The organism is Larkinella sp. VNQ87 (assembly GCF_049445795.1).
Classification (GTDB): Bacteria; Bacteroidota; Bacteroidia; order Cytophagales; family Spirosomataceae; genus Larkinella.
The window spans coordinates 117,034-143,366 of record NZ_JBMSDT010000013.1 but is presented as its reverse complement, the minus strand read 5'-3'; the positions used below and the strand labels follow the sequence as shown (position 1 = coordinate 143,366).

Here is a 26,333-nt window from a genome sequence, read left to right as displayed (position 1 = left end):
ACGATCTCTTTTTGAGAGCAACTATCGGTTCGGTTTTAACGCTGCTGTTCGTTGTTTTACTGGCCAAAACCGCTACCGCCCAAAGTCCGGATTTTACGAAAATGACGCCGGAAGAGCGGAGGGCGTATATGGATAAAATGCGGGCGGCTGCGCAGGCGGATTGGGAGAAGACGATGGCAACGCTGCGTCTGAAAACGCCCGCCAACCTGCCGCCACCCGCCGACGATCCGAAACGCCCGCAGCACCTGAAACAACGGGAAGGCTCGACCAACTGGTACGACGAAGCCGGAAACACGCACGTCCGGTCGGGCTGGGGCAACTGGACCAATTACGAGGAAGCCAACGCCACGGATTACGTTCTGCCCAACCCGTTGGTGTTGAAAAACGGAAAACCGGTTAAAAGTGCAGCCGGGTGGTGGAAACAGCGTCGTCCGGAAATCCTGAACGATTACGAGACAGAGATTTACGGCAAAATCCCGAAAAACACGCCGAAGGTCACGTTTGAAGTGGCCGGTCAGGATACGGCCGTGGGTGGAAAAGCGTCCAAAAAATTGATCATCGGCCGCATCGACAATTCAAAATTCCCGAATGCCACACCCCGGATTGAACTGACGATGTATACGCCCGTCCGGGCCACCGGGCCGGTGCCGCTGATGGTCATTGTCTGGGGCGCTTTCCCAACGCCGACGGCCACCATTCAAAAAATTATTGACACCGGTTGGGCCGTAGCCCTCTTTAACACCGGCCTGGTGCAGATGGACAGCGGGGCCGGGCTGCACAGCGGCATCATCGGACTGGTCAACGAAGGCAAGGACCGCAAACCCGACGATTGGGGCGTTCTGTCGGCCTGGTGCTGGGGCCTGAGCCGCGCCCTCGATTATTTGGAAACCGACAAAGTAATCAATCCGAAACAGATTGGGATTCAGGGACATTCGCGCTGGGGCAAAACCGCCCTACTGGCGGCCGCGCTGGACCCGCGCTGGGCTATTGCCTTTCCGAGTTGCTCCGGTTCGATGGGCGCATCGCTGGAAAAACGCAATTTTGGCGAAACAATCGACAATGTAGCCGGATCGGGTGAGTATCATTGGATGGCTGGTAACTTTATTAAGTATGGTGGCAACTGGCAGGCTATGCCAGTCGACGCCCACGAGCTGATTGCGTTGGTGGCCCCGCGTCCGGTTTTCATCACCGGCGGCACCAAAGACCAGTGGGCCGATCCGCACGGCGAGTTTCTGGCCTGCGTGGCCGCCAGCCCGGTGTACGAACTGCTGGGCAAAAAAGGCGTCGGAACTAATCAAATGCCCGAACCTGATGTCGCGCTAGTGTCGGGCGAGGTAGGTTTTCGGAACCACGAAGGCGGACACGTCGATAGTCTGGATTGGCCGGTTTTTCTGGAATTCGTCAAAAAGTATTTTAAGTGATGTAGTTTATGGTTTACAGTTTATAGTGAAAGACAAGCATCTGACTGTCAATACTCTAACTCAAAACTATAAACCCTAAACTATAAACTGTATTTTAACTGAAGTAAAGAATGGGAATGCTACAAACGATGCGCTGGTTTGGGCCGCACGACCCGGTTTCGCTCATGGACATCCGCCAGGCGGGTTGCTCCGGTGTCGTGACGGCGTTGCACCAGCTTCCGGTCGGCAACGTCTGGACGGTTGACGAAATTGAGATACGCAAACAACTGATCGAAGCCGACAACGGGCGGTATTCTCCGCTGCATTGGGCCGTTGTCGAAAGTCTGCCGGTTCACGAAGACATCAAAAAAGGCCGTCCGACGCGCGATCAGTACATTAAAAATTATCATCAGTCGCTCCGGAATCTGGCGGCTTGTGGCATCACCACGGTTTGTTACAATTTCATGCCGGTGCTCGACTGGTCGCGGACGAACCTTAGCTACGAAATGCCCGACGGTTCGCTGGCGTTGCGGTTTGTCTGGGAAGATTTTGCGGTTTTCGACCTCTGCATCCTGAAACGCCCCGGCGCCGAAGCCGACTACGAACCGGACGTAATCGAAGCCGCCCGCACCAAATTCGGCCAGATGACGGCCGAGCGGATTGCGGAACTGAGCAACATCGTGCTGCTCGGGTTGCCCGGTTCCGAAGAAGCCTTTACCTTATCGACGTTTCAGGGATTGCTGGACGAATACGCGAGCATCAACGACCAGACGTTGCGCCAAAACCTGTACCATTTCATCCGGGAAGTGGCTCCGGTGGCCGAATCGGTCGGTATTAACCTCTGCATTCACCCCGACGACCCGCCGAGGCCGTTGCTGGGGTTACCCCGGATTGTCAGTACCGAAGCCGATCTGGCCGAACTGATGGCGGCTTGTGACCTGACGGCCAACGGCATTACGTTCTGCACCGGTTCGCTGGGCGTTCGGCCCGACAACGACCTGCCCGGTATCGTCCGGCGGTTTGGCAACCGGATTCATTTTATCCATTTACGCACGACGAAACGGGAAGATAATCCGCTCAATTTCCACGAAGCCGACCACCTGGCGGGCGATGTGGATATGTATGCCGTCGTAAAGGAAATCGTGCTCGAACAGCAACGGCGGGCAAAAACCGGCGTCGGCGTTACGAGCATTCCGATGCGCCCCGACCACGGCCACCAGATGCTCGAAGACCTGCATAAGAAAACCTATCCGGGCTACTCGGCCATCGGTCGTTTGCGCGGCCTGGCCGAGTTGCGCGGGCTTGAGTTGGGGATTGTGCGGTCAATAGGAGAGAACATTGTTACACAGAGGTAACCAGAGACACCCTGATCAACTCTGATATTCTCTGATTAACTCTGTGTAACAACTTTTTAAGAAATATGAGATACAAGATACTCTTCTTTGTCTTACTCGCCACCTTTTGCCGCGCTGACGACGGCTACCGGCTTTGGTTGAAGTACGACCTGATCAAAGACCCCGGGCAACGAGCCGCTTACGCCCGTTCGGCCCAGTTCATTGTGCTGACCAGCAACAGCCCAACGCTCAAAGCAGCCGCCGACGAATTGCAGACCGGTTTGCGAGGCTTGCTCGGAAAAACCGTGCCGATTGTCGCCAGCGCCAAAACCGGCGGCATCGTCCTGAGCACGAATCCGAACCAGCCGCAGGTGAACGACGAAGGCTACCAAATCGTGGGCAAACAGAACATCACCATTTCGAGCAAAACCGATGCGGGTGTTTTGTACGGAGCCTTTGCCTTCCTGCGTCACCTCCAGACGCAGCAACCCATCGCCAACCTCTCACTGACCAGCAATCCGAAAATTCAGCACCGGATGCTGAACCACTGGGACAACAACGATGGCAGCATCGAGCGCGGGTACGCCGGTGGGTCGCTCTGGAAATGGTACGAACTGCCCGAGCGTATCGATCCGCGCTACCGCGATTACGCCCGCGCCAATGCGTCGGTCGGCATCAACGGAACCGTCGTCAACAATGTCAACGCGAGTTCGCGGTTTCTAACGGCTGAATACTTAAAGAAAGTGGCCGCGCTGGCGGATGTGTTTCGGCCGTACGGGATCAAAGTGTACCTGTCGGTGTATTTCCCGGCTCCCCGAACCATCGGCGGCCTGAAAACCGCCGACCCGCTCGACCCGGAAGTAAACAAATGGTGGGCAGAGAAAGTAAACGAAATCTACAAGTTCATCCCGGATTTTGGCGGTTTTCTGGTCAAGGCCAATTCGGAAGGCCAGCCGGGGCCGCAGGATTACAACCGCACCCACGCCGACGGGGCCAACATGCTCGCCAAGGCGCTGGCTCCCCACAAAGGCATTGTCATCTGGCGGGCGTTTGTCTACAAAGCCGACCCGAATGGCGATCGTTTCAAAGCCGCTTACGAGGAGTTTAAACCGCTGGACGGACAGTTTGAGAAAAACGTCATCGTGCAGGTGAAAAACGGCCCGATTGATTTTCAGCCCCGCGAACCGTTTTCGCCGGTTTTTGGCATGATGCCCAAAACGCCCCTGGGTATGGAGTTTCAGTTGACCCAGGAATACCTCGGTTTTGCCACGCACCTCGTGTACGAAGCGCCGATTTTTAAAGAGTGCCTCGATTCGGATACGTACGTTTCAGGAAAAGGTTCGACCGTGGCAAAAGTTATCGACGGCAGTTTGCACCAGTACCCGCTGACGGCCATCGCCGGGGTTGCCAATACGGGTTCCGACCGCAACTGGACGGGCCACCCGCTGGCGCAGGCCAACTGGTATGCCTTCGGGCGGCTGGCCTGGGACCACACGCTTTCGTCGGAAGCCATTGCCGACGAATGGGTAAAAATGACGCTGACGCAGGAACCCCGGTCGGTGAAAACCGTTACCGATCTGCTGCTGAAATCGCGGGAGATTTACGTCAATTATAATACCCCGCTTGGCCTTTCGCGGCCCTGGACGGGCGTTCACTTCGCGCCGGAACCGTGGCAAAACCGCAGCCCCCGGCCCGACTGGACGGCGGTTTACTACCACCGCGCCGATTCGATTGGGCTAGGTTTCGACCGCACGGCCAGTGGAAGCAACGCCCTAGCGCAGTACCACCCGGAGGTACAGAAGCAATGGAACCAGCTCGAAACCTGCCCGCTGCCGTATGTGCTCTGGTTCCACCACGTTCCCTGGACCAAAAAACTCAGCTCGGGCCGAACGCTGTGGGAGGAATTATGCACCCGGTTTTACACCGGCGCTGATTCGGTCCGCTGGTTGCAACAGCAGTGGGCGCAGGTAAAACCGGACGTGGATGCCGAGACCTTTGCCGATGTGACCGGTCGGCTGGCAACGCAGCAGAAAGAAGCCATCTGGTGGCGCGACGCCTGGGTGCTGTACCTGCAGGAGTATGCCAAACAACCGATTCCGGCCCCGTACAAAAAACCGGATCGGACCTTAAGGGAGGTGAAAGAATTAGTCGACGTTTATTTAACGAGGTAAATTTATTAACGGACCCTATTGTGCAACCATCAGAAAATCAACGCAATTCCTCTGCTTTTTCATTAACTGGCAAGTTGGCCCTGATTACTGGGGGCGGTACCGGCATTGGTTTTGATATTGCCCGCTGCCTGGTGCAGGCGGGTGCCCGCGTCGTAATAACCGGTCGACGGGAAGAACCGCTGCGGGAAGCCGTTGAAAAGCTCGGCCCCAACGCCCATTATTTCGTCAACGACGTGGCCGACCTGGCGGGGCTGGACGGCCTGGTGGAGCAAATCGAGACGACGCTCGGCCCCATCGACATTCTGGTGAACAACGCCGGAATTAATCTAAAAAAACCGGCGCTGGAGGTCACCGACGAGGAATTTAACCGCATCATTCAGACCAACCTCAATGCGGTTTTTGCCCTAACGCGGGCCTGCGCCCGGCGGATGGTGCCCCGGCGCAGCGGTTCGATTCTGATGATTTCGTCGATGGCGGCTTATTACGGCATCGACCGGGTGGCCGCTTATGCCGCTTCTAAATCGGGCGTGGAAGGGATGGTGAAAGTGCTGGCGTCGGAGTTTTCGCCCCACAATGTCCGTGTCAACGCCATTGCGCCGGGTTTTATCGAAACCGAGATGAGCAAAAAAGCGATGGGCGGTGACCCCGACCGACGCGACCGGGCCATGCGCCGGACGCCGATGGGTCATTTTGGTAAACCGGAAGACATCGGTTATGCCGCCGTTTTTCTGTCGTCGGAAGCCGCCCGCTACATAACCGGCGCGTCGCTGCCCGTCGATGGTGGCAATTCAATTGGATTCTGACAACCCTGACGTATGAATATGAATCGAAAAACTTTTCTCGAAAACCTGTCCTTGCTGGCCGGAGCCTCGTTGCTGGCAAGTCCAACGGTTGCTTCGGCCCTGGGCGGGAAGAAATCGAAGATGAAACTCGGGATGGTGACCTACCTGTGGGGCAAAGATTGGGACGTTCCGACGCTGATCCAGAACTGCACGACGGCGGGCATCGGCGGGGCCGAGTTGCGGGTCGAGCACGCCCACGGCGTAATGCCTAACCTGTCGGCGGCCGAGCGGCAGGAGGTGAAAAAGCGGTTTGCCGATAGTCCGGTCAAACTCGTAGGACTGGGCACCAACCAGCAGTACGATTACCCGGATCAGGAACAATTGCGAAAATCCATCGAGCGCACAAAAGAGTTTATCCGGCTCAGCGCCGATGTGGGCGGCTCGGGTGTCAAGGTAAAACCGAACCAGCTTCATAAAGGGGTGCCGGTTGAAAAAACGCTGGAGCAGATCGGACGTTCGTTGGACGAACTGGCAAAATACGCGGCCGATTTCGGGCAGCAACTCCGGCTGGAAGTCCACGGTAACGAAACGCAGGAATTGCCCAACATCAAAACCATCATGGACCACGCGCCCAACCGCAACGCGACGGTTTGCTGGAACAGCAACAAACAGGATTTGAACGGCAAAGGGCTGGAATACAACTTCAATCTGGTGAAAAACCGGCTCGGCGACACCTGCCACGTCCGCGAGTTCAACGACCCGAATTATCCGTTTCAGCAGTTGATGGATTTGTTGGCCGGGGCGGATTATAAAGGCTGGGTGCTGCTCGAATGCCACACCAATCCACCCGATAAAATCGCGTCCTTGATCGAACAGCGGCAGCTTTTTGAGAAGATGGTGAAATAGTACCCACGGACTTCAGTCCGTGTTTTTGTGTTCACTCAATCAAATAGTTAGCTATAAAAACACGGACTGAAGTCCGTGGGTACGGATATGAACCGCCGGGAATTTGTTGAACGAACAGGCACGCTGATAACCGCTGGCCTAGCTGGTTTTTCACCGAAATTGGAAGCCTCCCAAAAACCGCTGGCGACGATCAAAATCAAGAACGTCAGTTCCAACTTTGAGCGGGAGCCGCTGAATCCGTACCGGTTCAAAGGCAGTGCCATTACCGACAGTTGGCAGACGATGGCGATGCTCGAATCGGAGTCCGGCATCCGGAAAATCGGGCTGGGAACGCAGGGTGTTTTGTGGTCAGATTCGAGCGTGTTTGCCGCCCATTCCGAAAGCGCCGGAAACGCGCTGATGTACGCCATGACCGAGCGGGCTTTACAATTGATTAAAGGCACCTCGTTCACGACGCCGGTGGCATTGCTGGATGCGGTTTTGCCAGAAGTGCTGGTCTACGGCAAACAAATTACCCGCAACCCGAATTTGCGGAAAACCTTCGCGCTCAACGCCCTGGTCTGCGTCGATAATGCCGCCTGGTTGCTATACGCCCACGAAAACAAAATGACTCGCTTCGACGACATGATTCCGGCAGCTTATCGACCCGGTTTGTCGCACCGGCACAAAGCCGTGGCCAGCATTCCGTCGTTCAGTGTCGGTACCAGCGCCGAACGCATTAAGGCTGCGGCCGATGAAGGCTATTTTATCATGAAGCTGAAAACCGGGTCGGCGGGCACACAGGCCGAGATGATCGAGAAAGACATCGCCTTTCTGACGGCCGTTCACAAAGCCATCGGTCATTACGAAACGCCCTACACGAAAACCGGCAAAATCCCGTATTATTTCGACGCCAACGGGCGTTACGAGAAAAAGGAAACGCTGCTGCGGTTTTTGGATCATGCCAAAAAAATCGGCGCGTTCGAGCAGATTGCGGTCATTGAAGAACCGTTTGAGGAAACTAACGAGGTGTTTGTCGGCGACCTCGGCGTGCGGGTAGCCGCCGATGAAAGTGCGCATACTGTGGAAGATGCCGCCCGCCGGATCGAGCAGGGGTACTCAGCCATTGCGGTCAAAGCGATTGCCAAGACGCTCAGCATGACCATGAAAATCACGCAGTTGGCATTTGAGAAAAAGATTCCCTGCTTCTGCGCCGACCTGACCGTGAACCCGATCTTGGTCGACTGGAACAAAGCCGTGGCGGCCCGACTGCCGCCGTTTCCGGGCATGACGGTCGGCTTGCAGGAAACCAACGGGCACCAGTACTTCAAAAACTGGGACAAGCTCATGAGTTACCATCCGAAAGCCGGGGCCTCGTGGACGAAAACGCAGCAAGGTGTCTACCCGACCGACGCAATCTTTTACGAACAAAGTGGCGGTATTTTTGAGCCATCGACTCATTACGAGGCTATCTTTGCGGACCGCTAAAACCGCCCGTCACACGGTCGGTCGCGCTGGTTTTCAGGTAACGTAGCCAGGTTCGTTATGCTCAACTTTTTGCTCCGAAACAAGCACACTGTTCTGTACGGAATTTCGCTGGCGCTGTTGCTGTTCTTGCTGAAATGGCTGGAGTTGCGGTTCGTGATTGTGAACCATGCCTTTGAAGTTTACATCGGTGCGATTGCCCTATTGTTTACCGGGTTGGGCATCTGGCTGGCGATGAAACTCACTCGACCTAGAATCGAGACGGTTGTTGTTGAAAAAGAAATTTACGCTCCCACGAGCGGTTTTGTACTCAATGAGCAGGAACTGACGAAAACCGGCCTGAGTAAACGCGAACTGGAAGTGCTGCACCTGATGGCCGAAGGCCTGAGCAACCAGGAAATTGCGGCCCGGCTGTTCGTCTCACTCAACACCATCAAAACGCATTCCTCGAACGTGCTGGAAAAGCTGGACGTGAAACGCCGGACACAGGCCATCGAGAAAGCCAAACGGCTCCGGCTGATTCCCTGAACAGCTCGTGCTTAAGCATGATTTTTGGGCGCGGTTTGACAAATCACCCGAAAGAATGAGCCGAAAAACCGGCCACTCTCCCAATTTTGTCCCAACCAACAACTGTTTATTCGTATGAAAAAAATCATTCTGGTTTGCGGACTCATCGCTGGTTTGATCCTGACGGCCGTGATGGTGATTTCGACAGCGATGTGCTATCAGAACGAGAATTTCGAAGGCAACATGGCGCTGGGCTATGCGTCGATGGTGCTGGCTTTTTCGCTGATTTTCGTTGGCATAAAAAACTATCGGGACAACTACAACGACCGCGTAATTTCGTTCGGGAAGGCTTTCAAAATCGGGCTGTTTATCACGCTCATTGCGTCGACGATGTACGTACTGGTCTGGCTGATCGACTACTATCTGTTTATCCCGGATTTCATGGATAAATACACGGCTCATGTGCTAAAGGAAGCTAAAACCGCCGGAGCCAGCGCCACCGAGCTAACTGCCAAAGCGCAGGAAATGAAGGGCTACAAAGAGATGTATCAGAATCCGCTGATGGTGATTGTACTGACGTATGCCGAAGTTGTGCCGGTGGGCCTGGTAATTTCGCTGATTTGTGCGTTTCTGTTGAAGAAAAACAACCGGATGCAACCGGCATAAGCCAAAACAAAAAAGGCGAAACAGAAGAGGTTCTGTTTCGCCTTGAGCCAGTCGGGATGGCGGGATTCGAACCCACGACCCCTTGCACCCCATGCAAGTACACTACCTGGCTGTGCTACATCCCGAATCGGGGGCAAAGGTAATGAATAATGACTAATGAACAAGGAACAACGGAAAGAATCTCGTCTCAGCCCCTATTCCCTGTTCATTCTTAATTCTTACTCGCTCCGCCCTGGCGCGCCGGGGGTTGCGTTGCTTGCCGTTGCTGCTGCATCGGATTGGGTCCCTGCGGAGCATATGGACTGCGCTGCTGCTTGTACAACTGGAACCGCGTCGGTTTTGAAACACGCGGGAAGGCGTTGTTTTCCGTATCGATGTCGGCAATCTCCTGGAAGGGGTCCAGCGTCCACTGCGTCACTTTCTTCGAGGTCGCAATCACCTTGTTGATCTGTGCATCGTTGAATCGCCAGATCTCCGCCGGAAAACGAGCCACCGAATCCGTGCCGTCCTCAAACTGCATCCGAATGATCACCGGCATGGGCAAACCGCCTTTGTTCTTCAGCGTCAAGGTGTAAAAGTTGTTCTTCGATTCCAGCGTCTTGCGCTCCTCCTCACTCAGCGTCGCCAGGTAATCCTGGTAACGTTTCCGGTCGGCATCCGTCACGGCGTAGGGATCGTAGCTATTGTAGAAGTCTTTCATGGTCGAATCCTGGGCCACGACGCTTTGGTCTTTGGTAGCCGCATCCCGGATCTTGCTCATAGTTTTGGCCTTAGCCTGCGCTTCCGAGCGGGCCAGAGCTTTCTCGACTTCAGGGTTCTGGGTGTTGATCGTAAACCAGTCGACTTCGACCAAATCCTGATCGACGGCTTCGACGCCGTAGAACCAGCCTTTCCAGAACCAGTCCAAGTCGACGCCGGACGCATCTTCCATCGTGCGGAAGAAGTCGGCGGGGGTGGGGTTCTTAAACATCCAGCGTTTTGAGTATTCTTTAAAGGCGTAGTCGAACAGTTCGCGGCCCATGACGGTTTCGCGCAGGATGTTCAGCGCCGTAGCCGGTTTTGCGTAGGCATTCGGCCCGAGGCTAATCACGTTATCGGACGAGGTCATGATCGGCGACAACACCGATTTATCCGATTTCATGTAATCCACAATCTGGTTCGGTTCCCCACGCCGGGTCGGGAAGTTGTAATCCCATTCTTTTTCGGCAAGATACTGACAGAACGTGTTCAGCCCTTCGTCCATCCAGGTCCACTGCCGCTCGTCCGAGTTGACGATCATCGGGAAGAAGTTGTGGCCCACCTCGTGAATAATCACCCCGATCATCCCGGCTTTCACGGATTCCGAGTAGGTGCCATCGGGTTCGGGCCGACCACCGTTGAAGCTGATCATCGGGTATTCCATCCCTCCACCCGGCGTCGCGTGGCAGGAGATGGCCACCGGATACGGGTACTTAAAGGTACGGTTTCCGTACGAGCGCAAGGTGTGCTCCACCGCCCGGGTCGAATACTGTCCCCACAGCGGGTTGCCTTCTTTCGAATAATATGACATGCTCCAGATTTTGCGCCCATCGCCGTAGACATCGGTTTGCATGGCGTCCCAGATGAATTTACGGGAAGAGGCAAACGCAAAATCGCGCACGTTGTCGGCTTTGTAAATCCAGGTTTTCTTGCCGGTAGGTTTAGCCTTCTCGGCGGCTTCCGCTTCGGCCTGCGTCACGATGACCACTGGGGTTTTCGAGTTGGCGGCTTTCTGCATCCGCTGCTGCTGGGTTGCCGTCAGTACCTGCTTGTAATTCAGGCATTCGCCGGTGGCGGCCACAACGTGGTCGTTGGGCACGGTGATGGCGACTTTGTAGTTGCCGAAGATGAGCGTAAACTCGCCCTGGCCCAAAAACTGCTTGTGCTGCCAGCCGTTTACATCGTCATAAGCGGCCAGACGCGGAAACCAGTGGGCGATGAAGTAGTTGTAATTCCCATCTTTCGGGAAAAATTCATAGCCGCTCCGACCGTAGTATTCCGTGATCAGGTAGTTCCAGTCAACGCCGAAAACGAAGTTCTGACCCGGTTTGAGGGGCGCGGGCAAGTCGAGCCGCATCATGGTTCCGTTGACGGTGTATTTCAGCGGTTTCCCGGTTTTATCTTTAACCGCCGTGATTTTGTAACCGTACTCCCGATCCGGGCCATTGTTCCGTCCCGCCCGGCCACCGGTGGCTGTCAGCGCATTCAGCGAAGCCGCCGACATCCCGTTCTCGTTCACGCTTCCGGTTCGCGTCATACCGCCGATGGAGCCTTTTTCGAACAAATTCTGATCCAGTTGGAGCCAGATGTACTTCAGTTCGTCGGGGGAGTTGTTGAAGTAGGTAACGGTTTCCGTCCCGATAATTTTCTGGTTGGCGTCGTCGAGTTCGACTTTGATGTCGTAATCGGCCCGGTTCTGGAAAAAATCCCGACCCGGTGAGCCGGAAGCGGTCCGAAAGGTATTGGGTGTGGGCAGCAGTGGCCCCATCTGTTCAAACCGATCGTTGGCCTTGTACGTGGTTGATGGCGGTTGCGCCTGCGTGCCAAATACTATTGTGGTCAATCCGGCAAGCAATAGCTTAAATCTCCCTTTCATAGTTAGGTCTCCGAAATATTATTTGTAGATGAATGTGGGAATGAAGTTACTAATAAACCGGTAAACTAACTTTATCGAATGGGATTGCAGCCGTACAATACCGGAAAAGATGCTATTTATCCTTTTTCCAGTACCACGGGCTGCCAGTCCGTGGCAACTTTTTCTGGTTCAGTAGTTAATACCGAAACTAAAAGGTAAGGTTTCCACGGACTGGCAGTCCGTGGAAACTTTTACGATCCGGTAGCTAATACCAGCTTGATGGTTTACCAGCTTGCACGGGCTAAAGCCCGTGGGTACTAGAAAAGCTGTGCCAGGTATTCGTTGTTGATAATGAGCGAAAGAGCCATCCCGGCGACGATTCCGGAAATGATCAGGTTCCAGTCGTGCCGCCGAACCCGCAGGATTTCGATCAGGACAAAGGCCACGATCAACACGGCCATCACAATAAAAATCTGGCCAAACTCCAGGCCAAGATTAAAAGCAAACAGCGGCTTTACGATGCTGGTCTCTTTGCCCAGCAAACTCCGCAGGTAATTGGAAAAACCCATGCCGTGAATCAGCCCGAACAGCAAGGCCAGCACATACCGGCCCCGCGATTGCTGCGGCTCGTCGGTAAACCGGCTTTTGGGTACTTTGTGGAAAAAATTGGTGATGGCCGTAATCAGAATCGTAATCGGAATCAGCAACTCGATTAAATCCGTGCTGTAGTTGATCAGTTGCAGCGTCGCCAACGCCAGGGTGAGGGAGTGGCCGATCGTAAAAGCCGTCACCAGAATCAGGACCTGCTTCCATTGGTTAAGGTTATAAATGGCGCATAGTGCTACGACAAACAAAATGTGATCATAACCACCGGGGTCGGTAATGTGCGAAAACCCGAGTTGCAGGTAAGCCCAGAATTCACTCATAGGACGGTTTTTACGGTTAAAAGCGGTCGGGAAACTGTGTACGTTTGCTGCAAAAATAGAAAGTTTGTTCCTGATGACCTACTTTACCGCCAGTTAGTGCCGCCCTGCCTTGTACTTTTGTCGAACTATCCGGTATTTTCGTGGCGTCATTGATGGTTCCCTCCTATGCAAACCGTTACATTTTCGTCCATCGGCAAGCCCGCCGACGTGCTGAAGGTTGTTGAAGCGCCCCTGCCCGAGCCCGGCCCCGGCGAAGTTCGGATCAAAGTCATCGCCAGTCCGGTCAACCCCTCCGACCTGCTGTTCGTGCAGAATCTGTACGGCACCCAACCCGAGCTGCCTTCGGGAGCCGGTTTTGAGGGCGTCGGGATTGTCGATAAAGTGGGCGAAGGGGTGGCGATGCGGACTGGCATTCGGGTGAGTTTCACGGCTATCGGGGCCTGGTCAGAATACACGCTCGCCAACCACCGCAGCCTGATTCCGTTGCCCGATGCGCTGTCCGATGAGGTGGCCGCCCAGTTGTTTGTCAACCCATTTTCGGCCTACGCGATGCTGGAAGAATCCGGACTTCAGGCCGGTCAATGGGTGTTACTGACGGCTGCGGGCTCGTCGTTTAGTAAACTCGTTATTCAACTGTGTAAACTTCGGGGGATCCAGACCATCGGAACGGTGCGGCACAACGACCTCGACGACGAACTGAAAGCCCTCGGCCTGACCGCCATCGTCAATACCGAAAAAGAAAAACTGACCACCCGGGTGAAAGCCCTTACAGAAGGCCGGGGTGCTGCCTGCGTGTTGGAAGCCGTGGGGGGTCAAACAGCCTCCGACGCACTGAAATGTCTGGCGAAAAATGGCACGATGATTCTGTACGGCGTGCTGAGTCTGCAAAATCCATCGTTCAATGTCGGGCTGATGATTTTCCGGGAACTGACAATCAAAGGATTCTGGCTGACCGACTGGATGCGCCGGGTCGACAGCCAGACGCGGCAGAATGTCGCCCGCAATGTGATCACACTGCTAATCAGTGGACAAATCCAGTTGCCCGTCGAAGCTTCGTATCAACTGGCCCAAATCCAGCAGGCCATCGAACATAGCGAACGACCCGGTCGGCACGGAAAGATTCTGGTCCGTGTCTAGTCGCTAACTTTTCCGGTTATTCTCCGTATTGTTTCGTTATATTTGAACAGCCATCTTTTACAATAAAACCGACCGGCGTGGCGTTGAAGAACGAAGACTCCTGCACCGGTTTTGTCTAACGCTAAAAACCGATTATCTGATTCATAGCACATGATTCTATTACAAGTTCCCACGGCGGGCGCTCCGGCCGTCGACTCCACGGCATCTGCCGCAGCTCCGGCCCAAAGCATGCAACTGTTCGACCTGATCGCCAAAGGCGGCTGGGTCATGATTCCGATCTCCCTCCTGTTTTTTTTCGCCCTGTACCTCATTATCGAACGCTGGCTGTTTATCCGCGGCAACACGCGGGTCGACGATAATTTTATCGACAACGTGAAAGACATGGTGATGCAGGGGAACATCAAATCCGCCGAATCATTCTGCAAGAATCAACGTAACTCCATCGGTCGCATTTTTGAGAAAGCCGTCGGGCGCATTGGTTCCCCGATTAAGGAAATCGAAGGCACGCTCGAAACCGTCGGTCAGATCGAGCTATCGCGGCTGGAACGGAACCTGGGTTACCTCGGCATTATTGCCGGGATTGCGCCGATGCTCGGTTTTATCGGGACCATTTCCGGGATTATCCGGATTTTCTACGACATCTCGCTGTCGGATAATATCAGTGTCGGGATCATCGCCGGGGGTCTATACGAAAAAATGATCACCTCTGGAGCCGGTCTGATCGTCGGGGTGATTGCCTATACGGGTTATCACCTGCTGAACATGCTGATCGAGAAATTCACGCTGAAGCTGGAAATCAACTCGTTCGAGTTCATGGAGGTCCTGCAAAAACCGACCGAAGCGGCAAGGGTGAGATAAAAATCGTTTAAGGTTTAATGGTTTGAGGTTTAACGGTTTGTCAGCCGGTTTTGAGCCTTAAACGTTAAACGTTAGACGTTAAACGTAAAAAAATGCGATTCCGAAGAAAACATAAGTTTGCCGCCGAGGTGGCGACGTCCTCGCTGAACGACATCATGTTTTTTCTGTTGTTGTTCTTCCTGATCATTTCGACGGTGGCGAATCCGAACGTAATTAAGCTCATGCTGCCCAAAGCGGCTTCCTCGCAGCAATTGAGCAAGAAGCAGGTGACGCTGTCGGTCGATGCCGAAAAGCGGTTTTTTATTGACAAAAACCCGATTGCCGCCGAAAACCTGGAAATGGAACTGAAGTCGATCATGAAGGATGTGGCCGAGCCGACGATTGTGGTGCGGGTTGATAAAACCCTGGCCGTTCAGGATTTGGTCGACGTGTTGCAAACCGGAGCCAAGCTCAACATCCGCATGGTGATGGCAACGTCCAAGTAACGAACAGTCTTTTTACACAAGCCCCGTAAGAGCTGCCTGCGCACCTTACGGGGCTTTTTTGTTGGATTGCCAGCTATGCAACCGGCCATCTCGTTCTTCCGTCAACCAGACCGTCACGCCCGGAAACCGCCGGATCAGTCGCTTGCTTTTTCGGATACCAGCCACGCTGAACACCTTCGTGAGCGCATCGGCCCAGGTTCCGTCGGGGGCCAGCACGGTTGTCTGGGCATGGTGCAGCAACCCCAAACCGGTTCGCGGATTCAGCAGATGCGAATACCGCTTGCCGTTATGGTCCAGGTACCGATGGGTTGCGCCGGAAGTCGTAATGCCCGCATGTTGGAGTAAAAGCGTGGCCGTATCGGCGTTCGCGCCGGTCAGGATTCGCCAGCCCCGCTCGCCTGGGGGCGGGTCGCTCACCAGAATATCGCCCCCAATGTCGAGCAAAGCCGACCGGATGCCCAGTTCATGCAAGAGCTTCATGCCTTCGTCGATGGCGTATCCCTGCCCGATGCCACCCACGTCCAGCCGCATACCCGGTTTTTTCAGCCGAACGCGCCGATGAACCGAATCCAGTGCAATGTAGCGGTAATCGACCAACCGGTGGGCTTTCCGGAGTTCGGCTTTCGTTGGAAAAATGCTACGCCGAACCGCCCGACGCCAGAGTTGCGACAGCGGGCCAATCGTTGGATCAAACAGGCCATCCGACTGCCGGGCAATCAAAACCGCCCGCCGAAGCACGTCGTACAAGTAGGGAGATACTTCAACCCACGGCCCCGACCCCGCCGTGGCCGAAAGTCGGTTGATTTCGCTGCCGTCGAGGTAATCACTCATCACTCCATTCAGCGAGTCCATGCGCGCATCGACCGCCCGGCGAACCTGCGCGGCCACACTATCATTGGGCGCGTAAAAAATCTGCCGGAATTCCGTCCCGAATAAACCCCGCTCGAAGGTGTAGCGCTGGAGAGGCTGGGCGTTGGTTTTCCAGCCAACAAAAAAAAGGATAACGAGGCTAAAAGCTACGCTGGCGGGGCGGAGCCCCAAAAACCGTATAGGCTGCGAGTTTTGCCTATAGCAACCGCTGTCAGCGGTCGAAGACCCTGACAGCGGCCAAGCCAACACTGGTACCGTTGCAAACACCCCGTTACACTTTCGCCACTTTGTTCCGCAAATAAAAATCGGCCAGCACTAACGCAGCCATCGCTTCCACGATAGGCACCGCGCGCGGCACCACGCAAGGGTCGTGCCGCCCTTTGCCCGAGACCACCACCGGATTGCCGTCGACATCCACGCTGTCCTGATCCTGCATGATGGTCGCCACCGGTTTGAAGGCAACGCGGAAGTAAATATCCTCGCCGTTGGAAATACCGCCCTGAATGCCGCCCGAATGGTTGGTCCGGGTCCGGACGCGGCCGGTTTCGTCGTTGGGCTCGATGTAGAATTCGTCGTTGTGCTGGGAGCCATACAGTTCGCTACCGGCAAAACCGCTACCGTATTCGAAGCCTTTTACGGCGTTGATACTCAGCATGGCTTTCCCTAATTCGGCGTGGAGCTTGTCAAAAACAGGTTCGCCCCAGCCCGCCGGAACGCCCGTGACGACGCAGGAAACGATGCCCCCGATGGAATCACCCCGCTTGCGGGTTTCGTCGATGTACTCGAACATTTGCTGTGCCAGTTCGGGATCCGGGCAGCGAACGGCATTCTCTTCGGCTTTCGCCAGATCGAGCTGCTGGTAGGGCGTTTCGAGTTTTAGCCTGCCCACCTGCGACACATACGCCTGAACGCTGACGCCCTGCTGGTTCAGCAGTAACTTCGCCAGCGCCCCGGCCGCGACGCGGGCCGCCGTTTCCCGGGCCGAACTGCGCCCACCGCCCCGGTAATCGCGGACGCCGTATTTCTGCTGGTAGGTATAATCGGCATGCGAAGGCCGAAATTGCTGGGCAATGTGGGAATAATCCTTGCTCCGTTGATCCTCGTTCCAGATTACTAAACTGATGGGCGTCCCCTCGGTTTTTCCTTCGAAAATACCGGAAAGGACCTGAAACTCGTCCTTTTCGCGCCGTTGGGTTGTAATCCGCGACTGTCCCGGTTTTCGGCGGTCCAGTTCCGATTGTATAAAAGCCGTATCGACCTCCAGGCCCGCTGGGCAACCGTCGATGATAACGCCGATGGCCACGCCGTGCGATTCGCCGAACGTCGAGATTTTAAATAATGTTCCGTATGTACTGCTCATTGATTTCGTTTAAAGTTTGAGGGCGTACCCACGGACTTTAGTCCGTGTTTTGGGAGTTTATACTATCTAAACGGTCATATTAACTCAAAACACGGACTAAAGTCCGCGGGTACGATTTCCCCCTTATTTTCTCCAAAATAAATACATCATTCCCAGAATCATGCTCACCAGCAGGATATTTACCACTGAGCGGAGCATTTGCTGCCAGTCGAACGGTTGTTTGGAACTATCGATTCGTTCGATCCCCGTGTAGATAGACCCCGGCAGACTGACCCGCACGGTGTCGCCTTCGGGCAGAGCCGTGCCGCCGACCTGGAGCGTGATCGCCGAGTGAAGCGTGTCATAGCGTTCCTGTCTCAGGTTAAAGTAAATCCACTGAAAGTAGGAAGCCAGTCGAAAAGTACCGTTTTGCCGGGGAATGAGCGCATACGAAAACGTTTTATACCCCGAAACTACGCCCCCCGACCGGTTGATCACCTGTTTTTCAGACGGTGGAAAGATATCGAGCGTCGTTGAGTCGGGCACGACCGGAGCAGCCAGCGATGCAATGTTGCCCTCGCCGGTCAACCGAAAATTATAGTTAACGCTCTGTCCGACGGCGGCATTCTTCCTCAGGATGGTTTCAATCAGCCGGAATTGTCCGACAGCTACCTGATCCCGCAACGGATGAGGTGGCAATGGCTTTACGTGGATGGACAACGGCCGGGTTGCATACGTCACAATTTCCTTTCCTCGCTCTCCGCCCGGTTTGGCTGCGGGTCTAATCTGTTGCATCTTTAACTGAACCGACGGGATTTCGATGGATTGCTGTGTGAGTGGAAAAAAAGTAGCCTGGTAAATCCGGTACTCCGCGTACTTTTTCCCGTTGATGGTAATGAGGTGCCGCGAGAGGTCGGTGATGCCTTCGTTTTCTTCCCAGCAATTGGCCGGACGGACGGTTTTCAGCAGTTGTTGAAGTTGTTGCTCGAGTTCATAAAAAGATAACTCAAACGGGTAGGATTCGGCAACAAAAAAAGACAATTTTAACGAAAAGCCTTCCCCGGTGTAAACAGAGGACTTTGAGGTGCTCAAAGAGAGAAAAACAGCGTTTTTGGCAATGGTTTCGGGCAAGACCGGCGTTGGCCCAACAGAGGTAGCCAAAGCATCCGATGGCCGAACAATCACGATTACTTCCTCCGATTGAATGGTAGTTTCACCCACAACCAGCTCGAATGGCGGCAACCGGTACTGGCCCGGACGTATAGCGGTGTAGGCCTGAGTAATTACCTGTGAAACAACGGTTTTGCCATTTACCTCGGCTGGTGATATACTGGTAGTTGTTCCTTTCTTGGTAAAACCTTTGAACGCCGGAAAGTTGATAACTGGCCGGGAATCGCTGTTTTGAATGATAACGGAAATGGTAAAGGGCCGTTCAATCGAAATTTCAGTTTGACCTAATTCAATAGCAACCGATGGCTCCTGCGCTAAGAGATTATAGCTCAGTGGGCCACAAAAAAATAATACAACTAATAATTGGAATTTTAAAAATTTCATCTCTAAATTTGAACAACAAAAATAAGCACAAACCGTTACAATTTTGGAGATGTTTCGGAACGATTTACCCTGCTCGAAACGTCTTTACCCTGTGGAGTAGATCCTCAAAACTCTAACCAAAAAACCGTAGTATGTGGTATGGCAACAATGCTAGAGTACATCAAGACAATCCTTCAAAAAGTCAGCTTTGACAAGAAATTGTTTGAGAAGGAATTGAAAAAAGCCATCAGCCTTCTGATACCGGAAGAAGTAAAGCAGTTAAAGTCCTGGTGTTACGAGAAATTTAGCAATTTATATCTCTCTGTTCTCAACCGATGTTTTTACAGGCGAAAGCTTGCGTAGACGAGGTTGACTGATGCAAATGAAAAGGCCGGTTCGAACCGGCCTTTTCGCTTTTTTACCGGACAAACCGCAGGCGCTTCCCGGTAATGGTATCGTTGAACATTCCGTGCGCGTAGGCCAGATGCCCCGAAACGATCGTGTGCGTGATAACATTGCTGAAAACCGTCCCTTCCAGCGGTGACCAGCCGCACTGATACAAAACCGTATCTTTCGTCACGGCGGTTTGCGCTCCCGGATTGACCAGCACCAGATCGGCCCAATAGCCTTCTCGCACGTAACCACGCCGGTCGATCTGAAAACAATCGGCGGGGGCATGGCACATTTTCTCCACGACTTTTTCCAGCGAAATTTTCCCCTGCTGAACGGCTTCCAGCATCAGAAGCAATGGATGCTGGACCAGTGGCAAACCGGACGGGGCCTGCCAGTACGGCTGTTGCTTTTCGTCCCAGGTATGGGGCGCGTGGTCGGTGGCAATAATGTCCAGCCGGTCGTCGAGGAGCGCCTGCCAAAGCTGGGGTTTGTGGTGCGGAGCTTTGATGGCCGGATTGCATTTGATCAGGTTGCCCAGCCGCGTGTAATCGTCGGCATCGAACCAGAGGTGATGCACGCAGACCTCCGACGTAATCCGCTTTTCTTTCAGGGGAATCGTATTATCGAACAACGAGAGTTCGTCGGCCGTCGAAATGTGCAGGATGTGCAGCCGCGTATTGTACTTTTTCGCCAGTTCGACCGCCATCGACGACGATTTCAGGCACGCGTCCTCGTTCCGGACCAGCGGGTGAATGGCTGCCGTGGCCGAATCGCCGTACAACTCCCGGTAGTGGGCGGTATTAGCCCGAACAGTGGCTTCATCTTCGCAGTGCGTGGCAATCAGCAGCGGGCTTTGTTGGAACACTTCTTCCAGGACGATTACATTATCGACCAGCATGTTACCGGTCGAGGAGCCCATGAAAATCTTGATCCCGCAGACGGTTTCTGGATCGGTTTTCAGCACTTCCTCCAGGTTGTCGTTCGAGCCGCCCATGAAAAACGAATAGTTGGCGAGCGAGGTCCGGGCCGCAATTTCGTACTTCTGCGCCAGCAATTCCTGCGTCAGGGCATTCGGCACGGTGTTAGGCATTTCCATAAAGCTCGTGACGCCCCCGGCCACAGCCGCCCGGGCTTCCGACCGAATCGTGGCCTTGTGCGTCAAACCGGGTTCTCGGAAATGTACCTGATCATCAATGACACCGGGTAACAGATAGTTACCTTCTGCGTCGATCACGGTATCCGCCGATTGGCTCAACCCGGCACCGATTTGTTCAATAAAACCGTCTTTGCAAAAAACGTCGGTTTCACGAATCGTGCCTTCGTTTACCAGACGGGCGTTACGGATCAATATGCTGCTCATGCTGTAAGGGGAAAACCGGAAGTCAAGCCTTCTGCTACCGGTTTTTATAAAGTTGGGCTACTTCTTTGGCAAAATACGTCAGGATAATCTTGGCACCCGCGCGTTTCATAGCGGTCAGGATTTCGAGCATGGCGCGTTCGCCGTCGATCCAGCCGTTAGCAGCGGCAGCCTTCACCATCGCGTACTCGCCACTGACGTTATAGGCGGCAATCGGCAGGTTGAAATTGTCGCTCAGCAACTTGATGATGTCAAGATAGGCCATCGCCGGTTTTACCATCAAAAAATCAGCGCCTTCGGCGTAATCCAGTTCGGCTTCGATGAGGGCTTCGCGGCTGTTGGCGGGGTTCATCTGGTAGGTTTTCTTGTCACCAAATCGCGGGGCCGAATCAAGCGCGTCGCGGAACGGGCCATAGAAAGCTCCGGCGTATTTGGCCGTATATGCCATGATCGACACGTTCGTAAATCCTTCGGCATCAAGCACTTCGCGAATGTAGCCAATGCGGCCATCCATCATATCCGAAGGACCCACAATATCGGCACCGGCCCGGGCCTGCGCCAGCGCCATTTTACCCAGCACCACCAACGTTTCGTCGTTGACGATTTCGACGCCGTTCGGACCTTCCTCCACAATGCCGTCGTGGCCGTCGGAGCTGTAGGGGTCCATTGCCACGTCGGTCATGACAGCAACTTCCGGAAACCGGTTTTTGATGGCTCGCACGGCCTGAAGGTACAAACCGTCCGGCTTGTGGCTTTCCGTCGCGTACTTATCTTTTTTACTTTCGGGCAAGTTCGGAAACAGGGCAAACGTGCGCAGGCCCAGATCGACGCATTCCTGGATCTCTTCCAGCAGCAAATCGAGCGAAAACCGCGCGACACCGGGCATCGAAGCGATTTCGGACCGCACGCCCTCTCCTTCCATCACAAACATGGGATAAATCAGGTCCGACAGAGAAAGCGAATGTTCCTGGACCAACTCCCGAATCACGGGCGATTTTCGATTTCTGCGGGGTCTTCGTAGCATACTTTTGTGGTTTTCGGCTACAAAGATAGCACACCGAGCGTTACGCCATGAGTTTAAATCCTTCGCCGTGGAGATTGACGATCTGCACCGATTCGTCGTCTTTCAGGTACTTGCGGAGTTTGGTGATGTACACATCCATGCTCCGGGCGTTGAAATACGAATCGTCACCCCAGATCAGTTTCAGCGCGAAGCTGCGGCTCAGCGGCTGGTTTTTGTTCTGGGCAAACAGTTTCAGCAAAGCGGCTTCCTTGCTGGTTAGTTTAATGGCCTGCGGCTCGCTGCTGCCGTTGGGGCGCGTGAGAAGCTGGTGAGCAAAATCGAACGAAAACGAGCCGATCTGGTAGGTAGTCGGTTGCGGAACGTCCTCGGTTTTGTGATACCGCCGGAGAATGGCCTGAATCCGCAGCAGCAATTCTTCCATGCTGAACGGTTTGGTCATGTAGTCGTCGGCCCCAATCCGGAAGCCCTGAATGGTGTCTTCCTTCATCGACTTGGCCGTCAGAAAAATGATCGGAATATCCCGCCCCGACATCCGGACTTCCTTCGCCAGCGAAAAACCGTCTTTTTTCGGCAGCATCACATCGAACAGGCACAGGTCGTAGGCATTGTCGACAAACCGCTGCCAGCCCTGGTTACCGTCGGTCGCCAGGTCGGTTTCGTAGCCTTTCGAGTTCAGGTATTCCTGCAATAACATCCCCAGATTCGGGTCATCTTCCACCAGTAAGAGCTTCGGCATAAATTCTTTCTCTGATTACCTCTGATGTTCTCTGATTAACTCTGTGTAATAACTTTTTTAACTGTTACACAGAGTTGATCAGAGAACATCAGAGGTAATCAGAGGTTTAGGTTTGATGGTATGGTAACACAATTTCGAATGAACTTCCTTTTCCCAACTGGCTGCTGACCTGCACGGAACCGTGGTGTTCTTCCACCATTTTTTTGACGTAGCTCAGTCCCAGCCCGAAGCCTTTGACATCGTGCAAATTGCCGGTTGGCACGCGGTAAAACTTCTCGAAAATCCGGCCGACCTGGTCTTTCGTCATCCCGATTCCGTGGTCGGCGACGGTGATACTGACCCCATTTTCCACATTCCGCGTCCTGATAGTAATGTCCGGCTGTTCGGGCGAATACTTGATGGCATTGTCGAGCAAGTTATAGAGAATGTTGCTCAAGTGAACCTCGTCGGCTTCAATGATTTCCTCGACAGCTTCAAAATCCAGGTGAACTTCACCCTGTTTCTGCTCAATTTGCAGGCCAATCGTGTTCAGAACATTCCCGATAGTGTCGTGAATATTGACCGACGAAAGCTTGAGTTTGACACCGCCCCGGCCCGCCGTCGCCCGGTCGAGCAGGGCCATTTGCAGCACTTTTTCGACGTGCGTCCCCAACCGCCGGGTTTCGTCGCGAATGATGCCCATGTAGCGGGTCAGGCGCGTCGCCGGTTCCTCCGATTTCTCAATGCCGTGACTGAGTTGCTCCTGCGCCATCTCGACCGCCAGCGAAATGGTCGAAATCGGCGTTTTGAACTCGTGGGTCATGTTGTTGATGAAATCGTTTTTGATATCGGCCAGCTTTTTCTGCCGAAGGATGGTGTTGATGGCTACGTAAAAACAAGCCATAATCACCAGCACCAGCAGAGCCGACCCTGCCAGAATGGCGCTCATCTTGCGCCAGATAAACTGTTGCTGGTCCGGAAAATAAACGTATACATAGTTGCCGCGTTCCAGAAAATTATTCGGAAACAGCACGGCTTTATAGACCTTCTTCCGGCCCGGCATCTGGTTGTCGGAATGTGAGGCAAACAACAGGCTCGGTTTGGCTAGCCCCATACCTACATTGGTCCGAACGCCGTATTCAAATGGAATCGTAATGCCGCGTTCGGCCATGGTTTGTTTCAGGAGCGAATCGAGCAGCGTCCGATTAACCCGACGTTCGATGGGGCGGTTGGCAAATAACAAATCCCGGACAACACCTTTGACCATCTCCGACTGTTGCTCCACGTTCTGGTGGCCGACTTTGGATGCCGAAGCCACGGCCGTTGATGCCGACGGTTTCGAAACCGGGCGTTTCGGGCGCGGTTTGCGGGCCAGCGGTTTTTTAGTCTGCGCTTTGTGAGCCAGTAAGATGCTGTCATTCAAAACCGGTTGCCCGTATAATACCCGCAACTGGCGCTCGAAAACCTGGTCCACCAGGTTGTTGAACTGCCGCTGCTGCTGGAGTTGCAGATCCCAGAATTCCTCCGGCCCCAGGGCGTCCTGCTGCCGCACCAGTTCTTCAAAATGCTTCTGCTGCACCTCCGACAACTTTTGAAAATCCGAGTGCAGCGCATCCGAGGGCGATACCTGAATTTGCTGCCAGACGCTCACCGGCACCATTCCGTTGGTACTTTCCGGTTCCGAAACGATCGGTTTAGGCTCTTTCGGCCGCTGTGCCAGCAAGGCTTCCGCAGCCGGTACCGGTTTCTTTGCGACAGGTTTCGGCGTCGTCGGGCGCGAAATGGCCATGAGTTGCTGTTGTTGTTTCTGCTGATTCATGCGCTGCCGGGCCAGGTACAGAATCTCCTGCCGTTCCAGCGTCCGGACCACTTCCTGTAGGCCGTCCGTCACGCGCGAATCAAACTGTTCCCGCTGTAGCGAGAGCGCATTGTCGATCCAGTAAAGCTGAAGCGAAATCAGCCCCAGAACACCCACGGTCATCAATACAGCAATCCAGCGAATGCGTTGTTTTGTCATTTTTTATTCCTCCTGTGCAACATTCGGGTTTAGCAGCGCATCTATTAGCTAGTTTACCCACTTAAAAGTACGAAAGCCGGGCGCTAACGACTTATGCCTTCACACGGTTTTAACAAACTTTAACAACGAAACAATCCAGATTACCCTAGGTTTGCACCTGCTTCGAACTGTAAAAAAACCATTACACATGAGCTCTTTATCTGGAATTCGCTACCGCCTGTTGCTGGCTGCCTGCCTGCTGAGCGGTTCGCTGGCCCCGGCGCTGGCTCAGTCCAATAAGAAAACGGACGTTGAGAAAAATAGTGTACACGTCAAGATCATTGAGCGCACCAACGCCGGTGACGTCCGGGAATTTGAACGCGACTACCGAATGGAAGGCATGAAAGACGACGAACGTGATGCACTGGTCAACCGGCTGGTCGATTCGATCCGGACCAAACGCGGAAACCACAAAGGACAGATTACGATCATCATCGACGACAACAACAGCAACTTTAGGTACAACGAAAACCGAAACTCCGACCGGGTCGCCGACCGCATCATCCGCAGTCGGGAAGGCAACATGACCGCCCGGCGACCGAACCGGATCAACGGCCCGAGTGAATTTCGATTTTACCGCGACGGCAAGTTGCAAAACCGCTTCGAATTCAATTCCGATTCACTGGCCGACCGGCTGAGACGGTTTGAGTTTCACTGGCCCGACAATTTTGGTCAGCGGCTGGAAGACTCCTTCCGGGGCTGGAGCTGGTCGCTTGATGAAGGAGCCAAGGCATCGACCATCCGGAACCTGCAAGTGTACCCGAACAACCCGGAAACCAACCAGTTGAACGTTCGTTTCACGGCCCCGGCCAAAGGCGACATCCAGATCCGGGTGACGACGCCCGATGGCAAAGAGATTGCCAAGAAAGAAGTAAAAGACTTCTCAGGCAGTTACGCCGGGCAAATCGATATTTCGAAGAAAGCGAAAGGCGTTTACTTCATCAACGTCACGCAAAATGATGACGGTGCCGTCAAGCGGGTGGTCATTCCATAATTTTAGGCATCCATAGTCAGAATTCAGCATTCGTAGAATGGGTTTCGTCCCCTAATTCTGGTGACTTATCAGATGATTTCCGCAGTTCACTTACTTTTGGTGGAAATTTGGTGGAAAGACAACCTATCTTAGCGTTACCTTTTACAACGATCACCGTCTTAAGTAGTAAACAAAAAGAAAGATGTAGGTTCGTCAATACCGTTTATCCGTTCATAGTACCGTTCAAACAGTTTTTTCGAAAAAACAAGGTACTATGTATTGCAAGGTACAATCTAAAACCTATATCTTTGTATCGAACTTAACAAGGGGTTAGCCCGTGAAGAGTATGAAAACGTTGGTAATCTTTATTCTGCTGTTGTGCGCCGGTTTCAACGCTTCGGCAATGGGTCATCCGCACAACCTGTTTTCGGCTCACCGCAAAGCGAAGCAGTACAAGCCAGTGGTATGCAAAACGACGACGGTTACTGACAAGCGTACCTTCACGACTTGTGTCAAAGCCGTAACTCCGTCTATAACCCAAACCTGGGTGATCTTGTGGAGAAAATTTATGTAATCTGAACGATCCGATCTTTCGATAGGAGCGGTGGTATGACTTTGAGGTCATACCACCGCTTTTTTTATGGCACAGGAATTGCCGGTTTTTATCAAATCTGATGCCCCCCGAAAGTGTCCTCCCCGGGCGCTGATTGTGGCTTTTCAACCAAATTGTACCTGACAAAAGCCACCGTTTAGGGAATAAATCTGGGTTTTATCGCATGTATTTATTAGGCATCTTTTCGTTATTTAATTAACTTTATCGTTTCAATGGATTAAACTGTACAAC

The 26,333-nt window shown here is 53.7% G+C and carries 23 protein-coding genes, 1 tRNA gene and 1 pseudogene; 14 read left to right on the top strand and 11 right to left on the bottom strand.

What is annotated here, in order from left to right:
* Positions 1 to 11 precede the first annotated feature (11 nt).
* The 8 genes from ACO2Q8_RS22050 to ACO2Q8_RS22015 all read left to right on the top strand — a co-directional run bounded on the left by ACO2Q8_RS22050 (position 12) and on the right by ACO2Q8_RS22015 (position 9,230).
* Positions 12 to 1,421 carry an alpha/beta hydrolase family protein gene (locus ACO2Q8_RS22050; RefSeq protein ID WP_423347026.1) on the top strand — a complete coding sequence of 470 codons (1,410 nt, stop codon included), beginning with the start codon at positions 12 to 14 and terminating at the stop codon, positions 1,419 to 1,421.
* 110 nt (positions 1,422 to 1,531) lie between these two features.
* Positions 1,532 to 2,755: a mannonate dehydratase gene (gene uxuA, locus ACO2Q8_RS22045; RefSeq protein WP_423347025.1), complete on the top strand. Its 1,224-nt coding sequence runs from the start codon at positions 1,532 to 1,534 to the stop codon at positions 2,753 to 2,755.
* Between the two features lie 65 nt (positions 2,756 to 2,820).
* The gene (locus ACO2Q8_RS22040) at positions 2,821 to 4,905 is read left to right on the top strand and encodes an alpha-glucuronidase family glycosyl hydrolase (RefSeq protein WP_423347024.1); all 2,085 of its coding nucleotides are present in this window, start codon (positions 2,821 to 2,823) and stop codon (positions 4,903 to 4,905) included.
* Positions 4,906 to 4,979: 74 nt separating this feature from the next.
* Positions 4,980 to 5,708 carry an SDR family NAD(P)-dependent oxidoreductase gene (locus tag ACO2Q8_RS22035; RefSeq protein WP_423347023.1) on the top strand — a complete coding sequence of 243 codons (729 nt, stop codon included), beginning with the start codon at positions 4,980 to 4,982 and terminating at the stop codon, positions 5,706 to 5,708.
* A 12-nt stretch (positions 5,709 to 5,720) separates the two neighbouring features.
* On the top strand, positions 5,721 to 6,593 hold the full coding sequence (locus ACO2Q8_RS22030; protein ID WP_423347022.1) for a sugar phosphate isomerase/epimerase family protein: 873 nt from the start codon (positions 5,721 to 5,723) through the stop codon (positions 6,591 to 6,593).
* Positions 6,594 to 6,680: 87 nt separating this feature from the next.
* Entirely contained in the window at positions 6,681 to 8,060 is a 1,380-nt protein-coding gene (locus tag ACO2Q8_RS22025) for an enolase C-terminal domain-like protein (protein WP_423347021.1), read from the top strand.
* A 57-nt stretch (positions 8,061 to 8,117) separates the two neighbouring features.
* A complete protein-coding gene (locus tag ACO2Q8_RS22020; RefSeq protein ID WP_423347020.1) occupies positions 8,118 to 8,585 on the top strand; it encodes a response regulator transcription factor in 468 nt (155 codons plus the stop codon).
* A gap of 114 nt (positions 8,586 to 8,699) precedes the next feature.
* A complete protein-coding gene (locus ACO2Q8_RS22015) occupies positions 8,700 to 9,230 on the top strand; it encodes a DUF4199 domain-containing protein (protein ID WP_423347019.1) in 531 nt (176 codons plus the stop codon).
* Positions 9,231 to 9,281: 51 nt separating this feature from the next.
* Here the strand turns inward: ACO2Q8_RS22015 and ACO2Q8_RS22010 are convergent.
* From ACO2Q8_RS22010 to ACO2Q8_RS22000, 3 genes are all read right to left on the bottom strand, one after another.
* A tRNA-Pro gene (locus tag ACO2Q8_RS22010) sits at positions 9,282 to 9,355 on the bottom strand.
* Positions 9,356 to 9,441: 86 nt separating this feature from the next.
* Positions 9,442 to 11,844, bottom strand: a complete 2,403-nt coding sequence (locus tag ACO2Q8_RS22005) for a M1 family metallopeptidase (protein ID WP_423347018.1) — start codon at positions 11,842 to 11,844, stop codon at positions 9,442 to 9,444.
* 296 nt (positions 11,845 to 12,140) lie between these two features.
* Positions 12,141 to 12,749, bottom strand: a complete 609-nt coding sequence (locus tag ACO2Q8_RS22000; protein WP_423347017.1) for a HupE/UreJ family protein — start codon at positions 12,747 to 12,749, stop codon at positions 12,141 to 12,143.
* A gap of 165 nt (positions 12,750 to 12,914) precedes the next feature.
* On the opposite strand from ACO2Q8_RS22000, the gene ACO2Q8_RS21995 reads away from it, so the two are divergent.
* The 3 genes from ACO2Q8_RS21995 (at position 12,915) to ACO2Q8_RS21985 (ending at position 15,229) form a co-directional block, all read left to right on the top strand.
* The gene (locus tag ACO2Q8_RS21995) at positions 12,915 to 13,886 is read left to right on the top strand and encodes a zinc-dependent alcohol dehydrogenase family protein (RefSeq protein ID WP_423347016.1); all 972 of its coding nucleotides are present in this window, start codon (positions 12,915 to 12,917) and stop codon (positions 13,884 to 13,886) included.
* A 150-nt stretch (positions 13,887 to 14,036) separates the two neighbouring features.
* Positions 14,037 to 14,744: a MotA/TolQ/ExbB proton channel family protein gene (locus tag ACO2Q8_RS21990; RefSeq protein WP_423347015.1), complete on the top strand. Its 708-nt coding sequence runs from the start codon at positions 14,037 to 14,039 to the stop codon at positions 14,742 to 14,744.
* A 92-nt stretch (positions 14,745 to 14,836) separates the two neighbouring features.
* Positions 14,837 to 15,229, top strand: a complete 393-nt coding sequence (locus tag ACO2Q8_RS21985) for an ExbD/TolR family protein (protein WP_423347014.1) — start codon at positions 14,837 to 14,839, stop codon at positions 15,227 to 15,229.
* A 45-nt stretch (positions 15,230 to 15,274) separates the two neighbouring features.
* Here ACO2Q8_RS21985 and ACO2Q8_RS21980 read toward each other — a convergent pair whose 3' ends face one another.
* From ACO2Q8_RS21980 to ACO2Q8_RS21965, 4 genes and pseudogenes are all read right to left on the bottom strand, one after another.
* Complete coding sequence (locus ACO2Q8_RS21980; RefSeq protein ID WP_423347013.1) at positions 15,275 to 16,270, bottom strand: FAD:protein FMN transferase; 996 nt, start codon at positions 16,268 to 16,270, stop codon at positions 15,275 to 15,277.
* Positions 16,271 to 16,370: 100 nt separating this feature from the next.
* Positions 16,371 to 17,459 (bottom strand): chorismate synthase, encoded by a 1,089-nt coding sequence (gene aroC, locus ACO2Q8_RS21975; protein ID WP_423347012.1) that lies wholly within the window; start codon positions 17,457 to 17,459, stop codon positions 16,371 to 16,373.
* 123 nt (positions 17,460 to 17,582) lie between these two features.
* Positions 17,583 to 18,479 (bottom strand): BatD family protein, encoded by an 897-nt coding sequence (locus ACO2Q8_RS21970; protein ID WP_423347123.1) that lies wholly within the window; start codon positions 18,477 to 18,479, stop codon positions 17,583 to 17,585.
* 201 nt (positions 18,480 to 18,680) lie between these two features.
* Positions 18,681 to 18,992: pseudogene (locus tag ACO2Q8_RS21965) on the bottom strand (hypothetical protein); the annotation flags it as partial.
* 138 nt (positions 18,993 to 19,130) lie between these two features.
* On the opposite strand from ACO2Q8_RS21965, the gene ACO2Q8_RS21960 reads away from it, so the two are divergent.
* Entirely contained in the window at positions 19,131 to 19,334 is a 204-nt protein-coding gene (locus ACO2Q8_RS21960) for a hypothetical protein (protein ID WP_423347011.1), read from the top strand.
* A 55-nt stretch (positions 19,335 to 19,389) separates the two neighbouring features.
* On the opposite strand, the gene ACO2Q8_RS21955 is transcribed toward ACO2Q8_RS21960, so the two are convergent.
* The 4 genes from ACO2Q8_RS21955 to ACO2Q8_RS21940 form a co-directional block, all read right to left on the bottom strand.
* On the bottom strand, positions 19,390 to 20,724 hold the full coding sequence (locus tag ACO2Q8_RS21955; RefSeq protein ID WP_423347010.1) for a dihydroorotase: 1,335 nt from the start codon (positions 20,722 to 20,724) through the stop codon (positions 19,390 to 19,392).
* 34 nt (positions 20,725 to 20,758) lie between these two features.
* Positions 20,759 to 21,745, bottom strand: coding sequence for a porphobilinogen synthase (gene hemB, locus ACO2Q8_RS21950; protein WP_423347009.1), 987 nt, complete (start codon positions 21,743 to 21,745; stop codon positions 20,759 to 20,761).
* 40 nt (positions 21,746 to 21,785) lie between these two features.
* Positions 21,786 to 22,481 (bottom strand): response regulator transcription factor, encoded by a 696-nt coding sequence (locus tag ACO2Q8_RS21945; protein ID WP_423347008.1) that lies wholly within the window; start codon positions 22,479 to 22,481, stop codon positions 21,786 to 21,788.
* Between the two features lie 106 nt (positions 22,482 to 22,587).
* Positions 22,588 to 24,477, bottom strand: coding sequence for a sensor histidine kinase (locus tag ACO2Q8_RS21940; RefSeq protein ID WP_423347007.1), 1,890 nt, complete (start codon positions 24,475 to 24,477; stop codon positions 22,588 to 22,590).
* A 187-nt stretch (positions 24,478 to 24,664) separates the two neighbouring features.
* Here ACO2Q8_RS21940 and ACO2Q8_RS21935 point away from each other — a divergent pair, with 187 nt between their 5' ends.
* Both ACO2Q8_RS21935 and ACO2Q8_RS21930 read left to right on the top strand, forming a co-directional pair.
* Entirely contained in the window at positions 24,665 to 25,510 is an 846-nt protein-coding gene (locus tag ACO2Q8_RS21935; protein WP_423347006.1) for a T9SS type A sorting domain-containing protein, read from the top strand.
* Between the two features lie 325 nt (positions 25,511 to 25,835).
* Positions 25,836 to 26,063, top strand: a complete 228-nt coding sequence (locus tag ACO2Q8_RS21930; protein WP_423347005.1) for a hypothetical protein — start codon at positions 25,836 to 25,838, stop codon at positions 26,061 to 26,063.
* Positions 26,064 to 26,333: the final 270 nt, after the last annotated feature.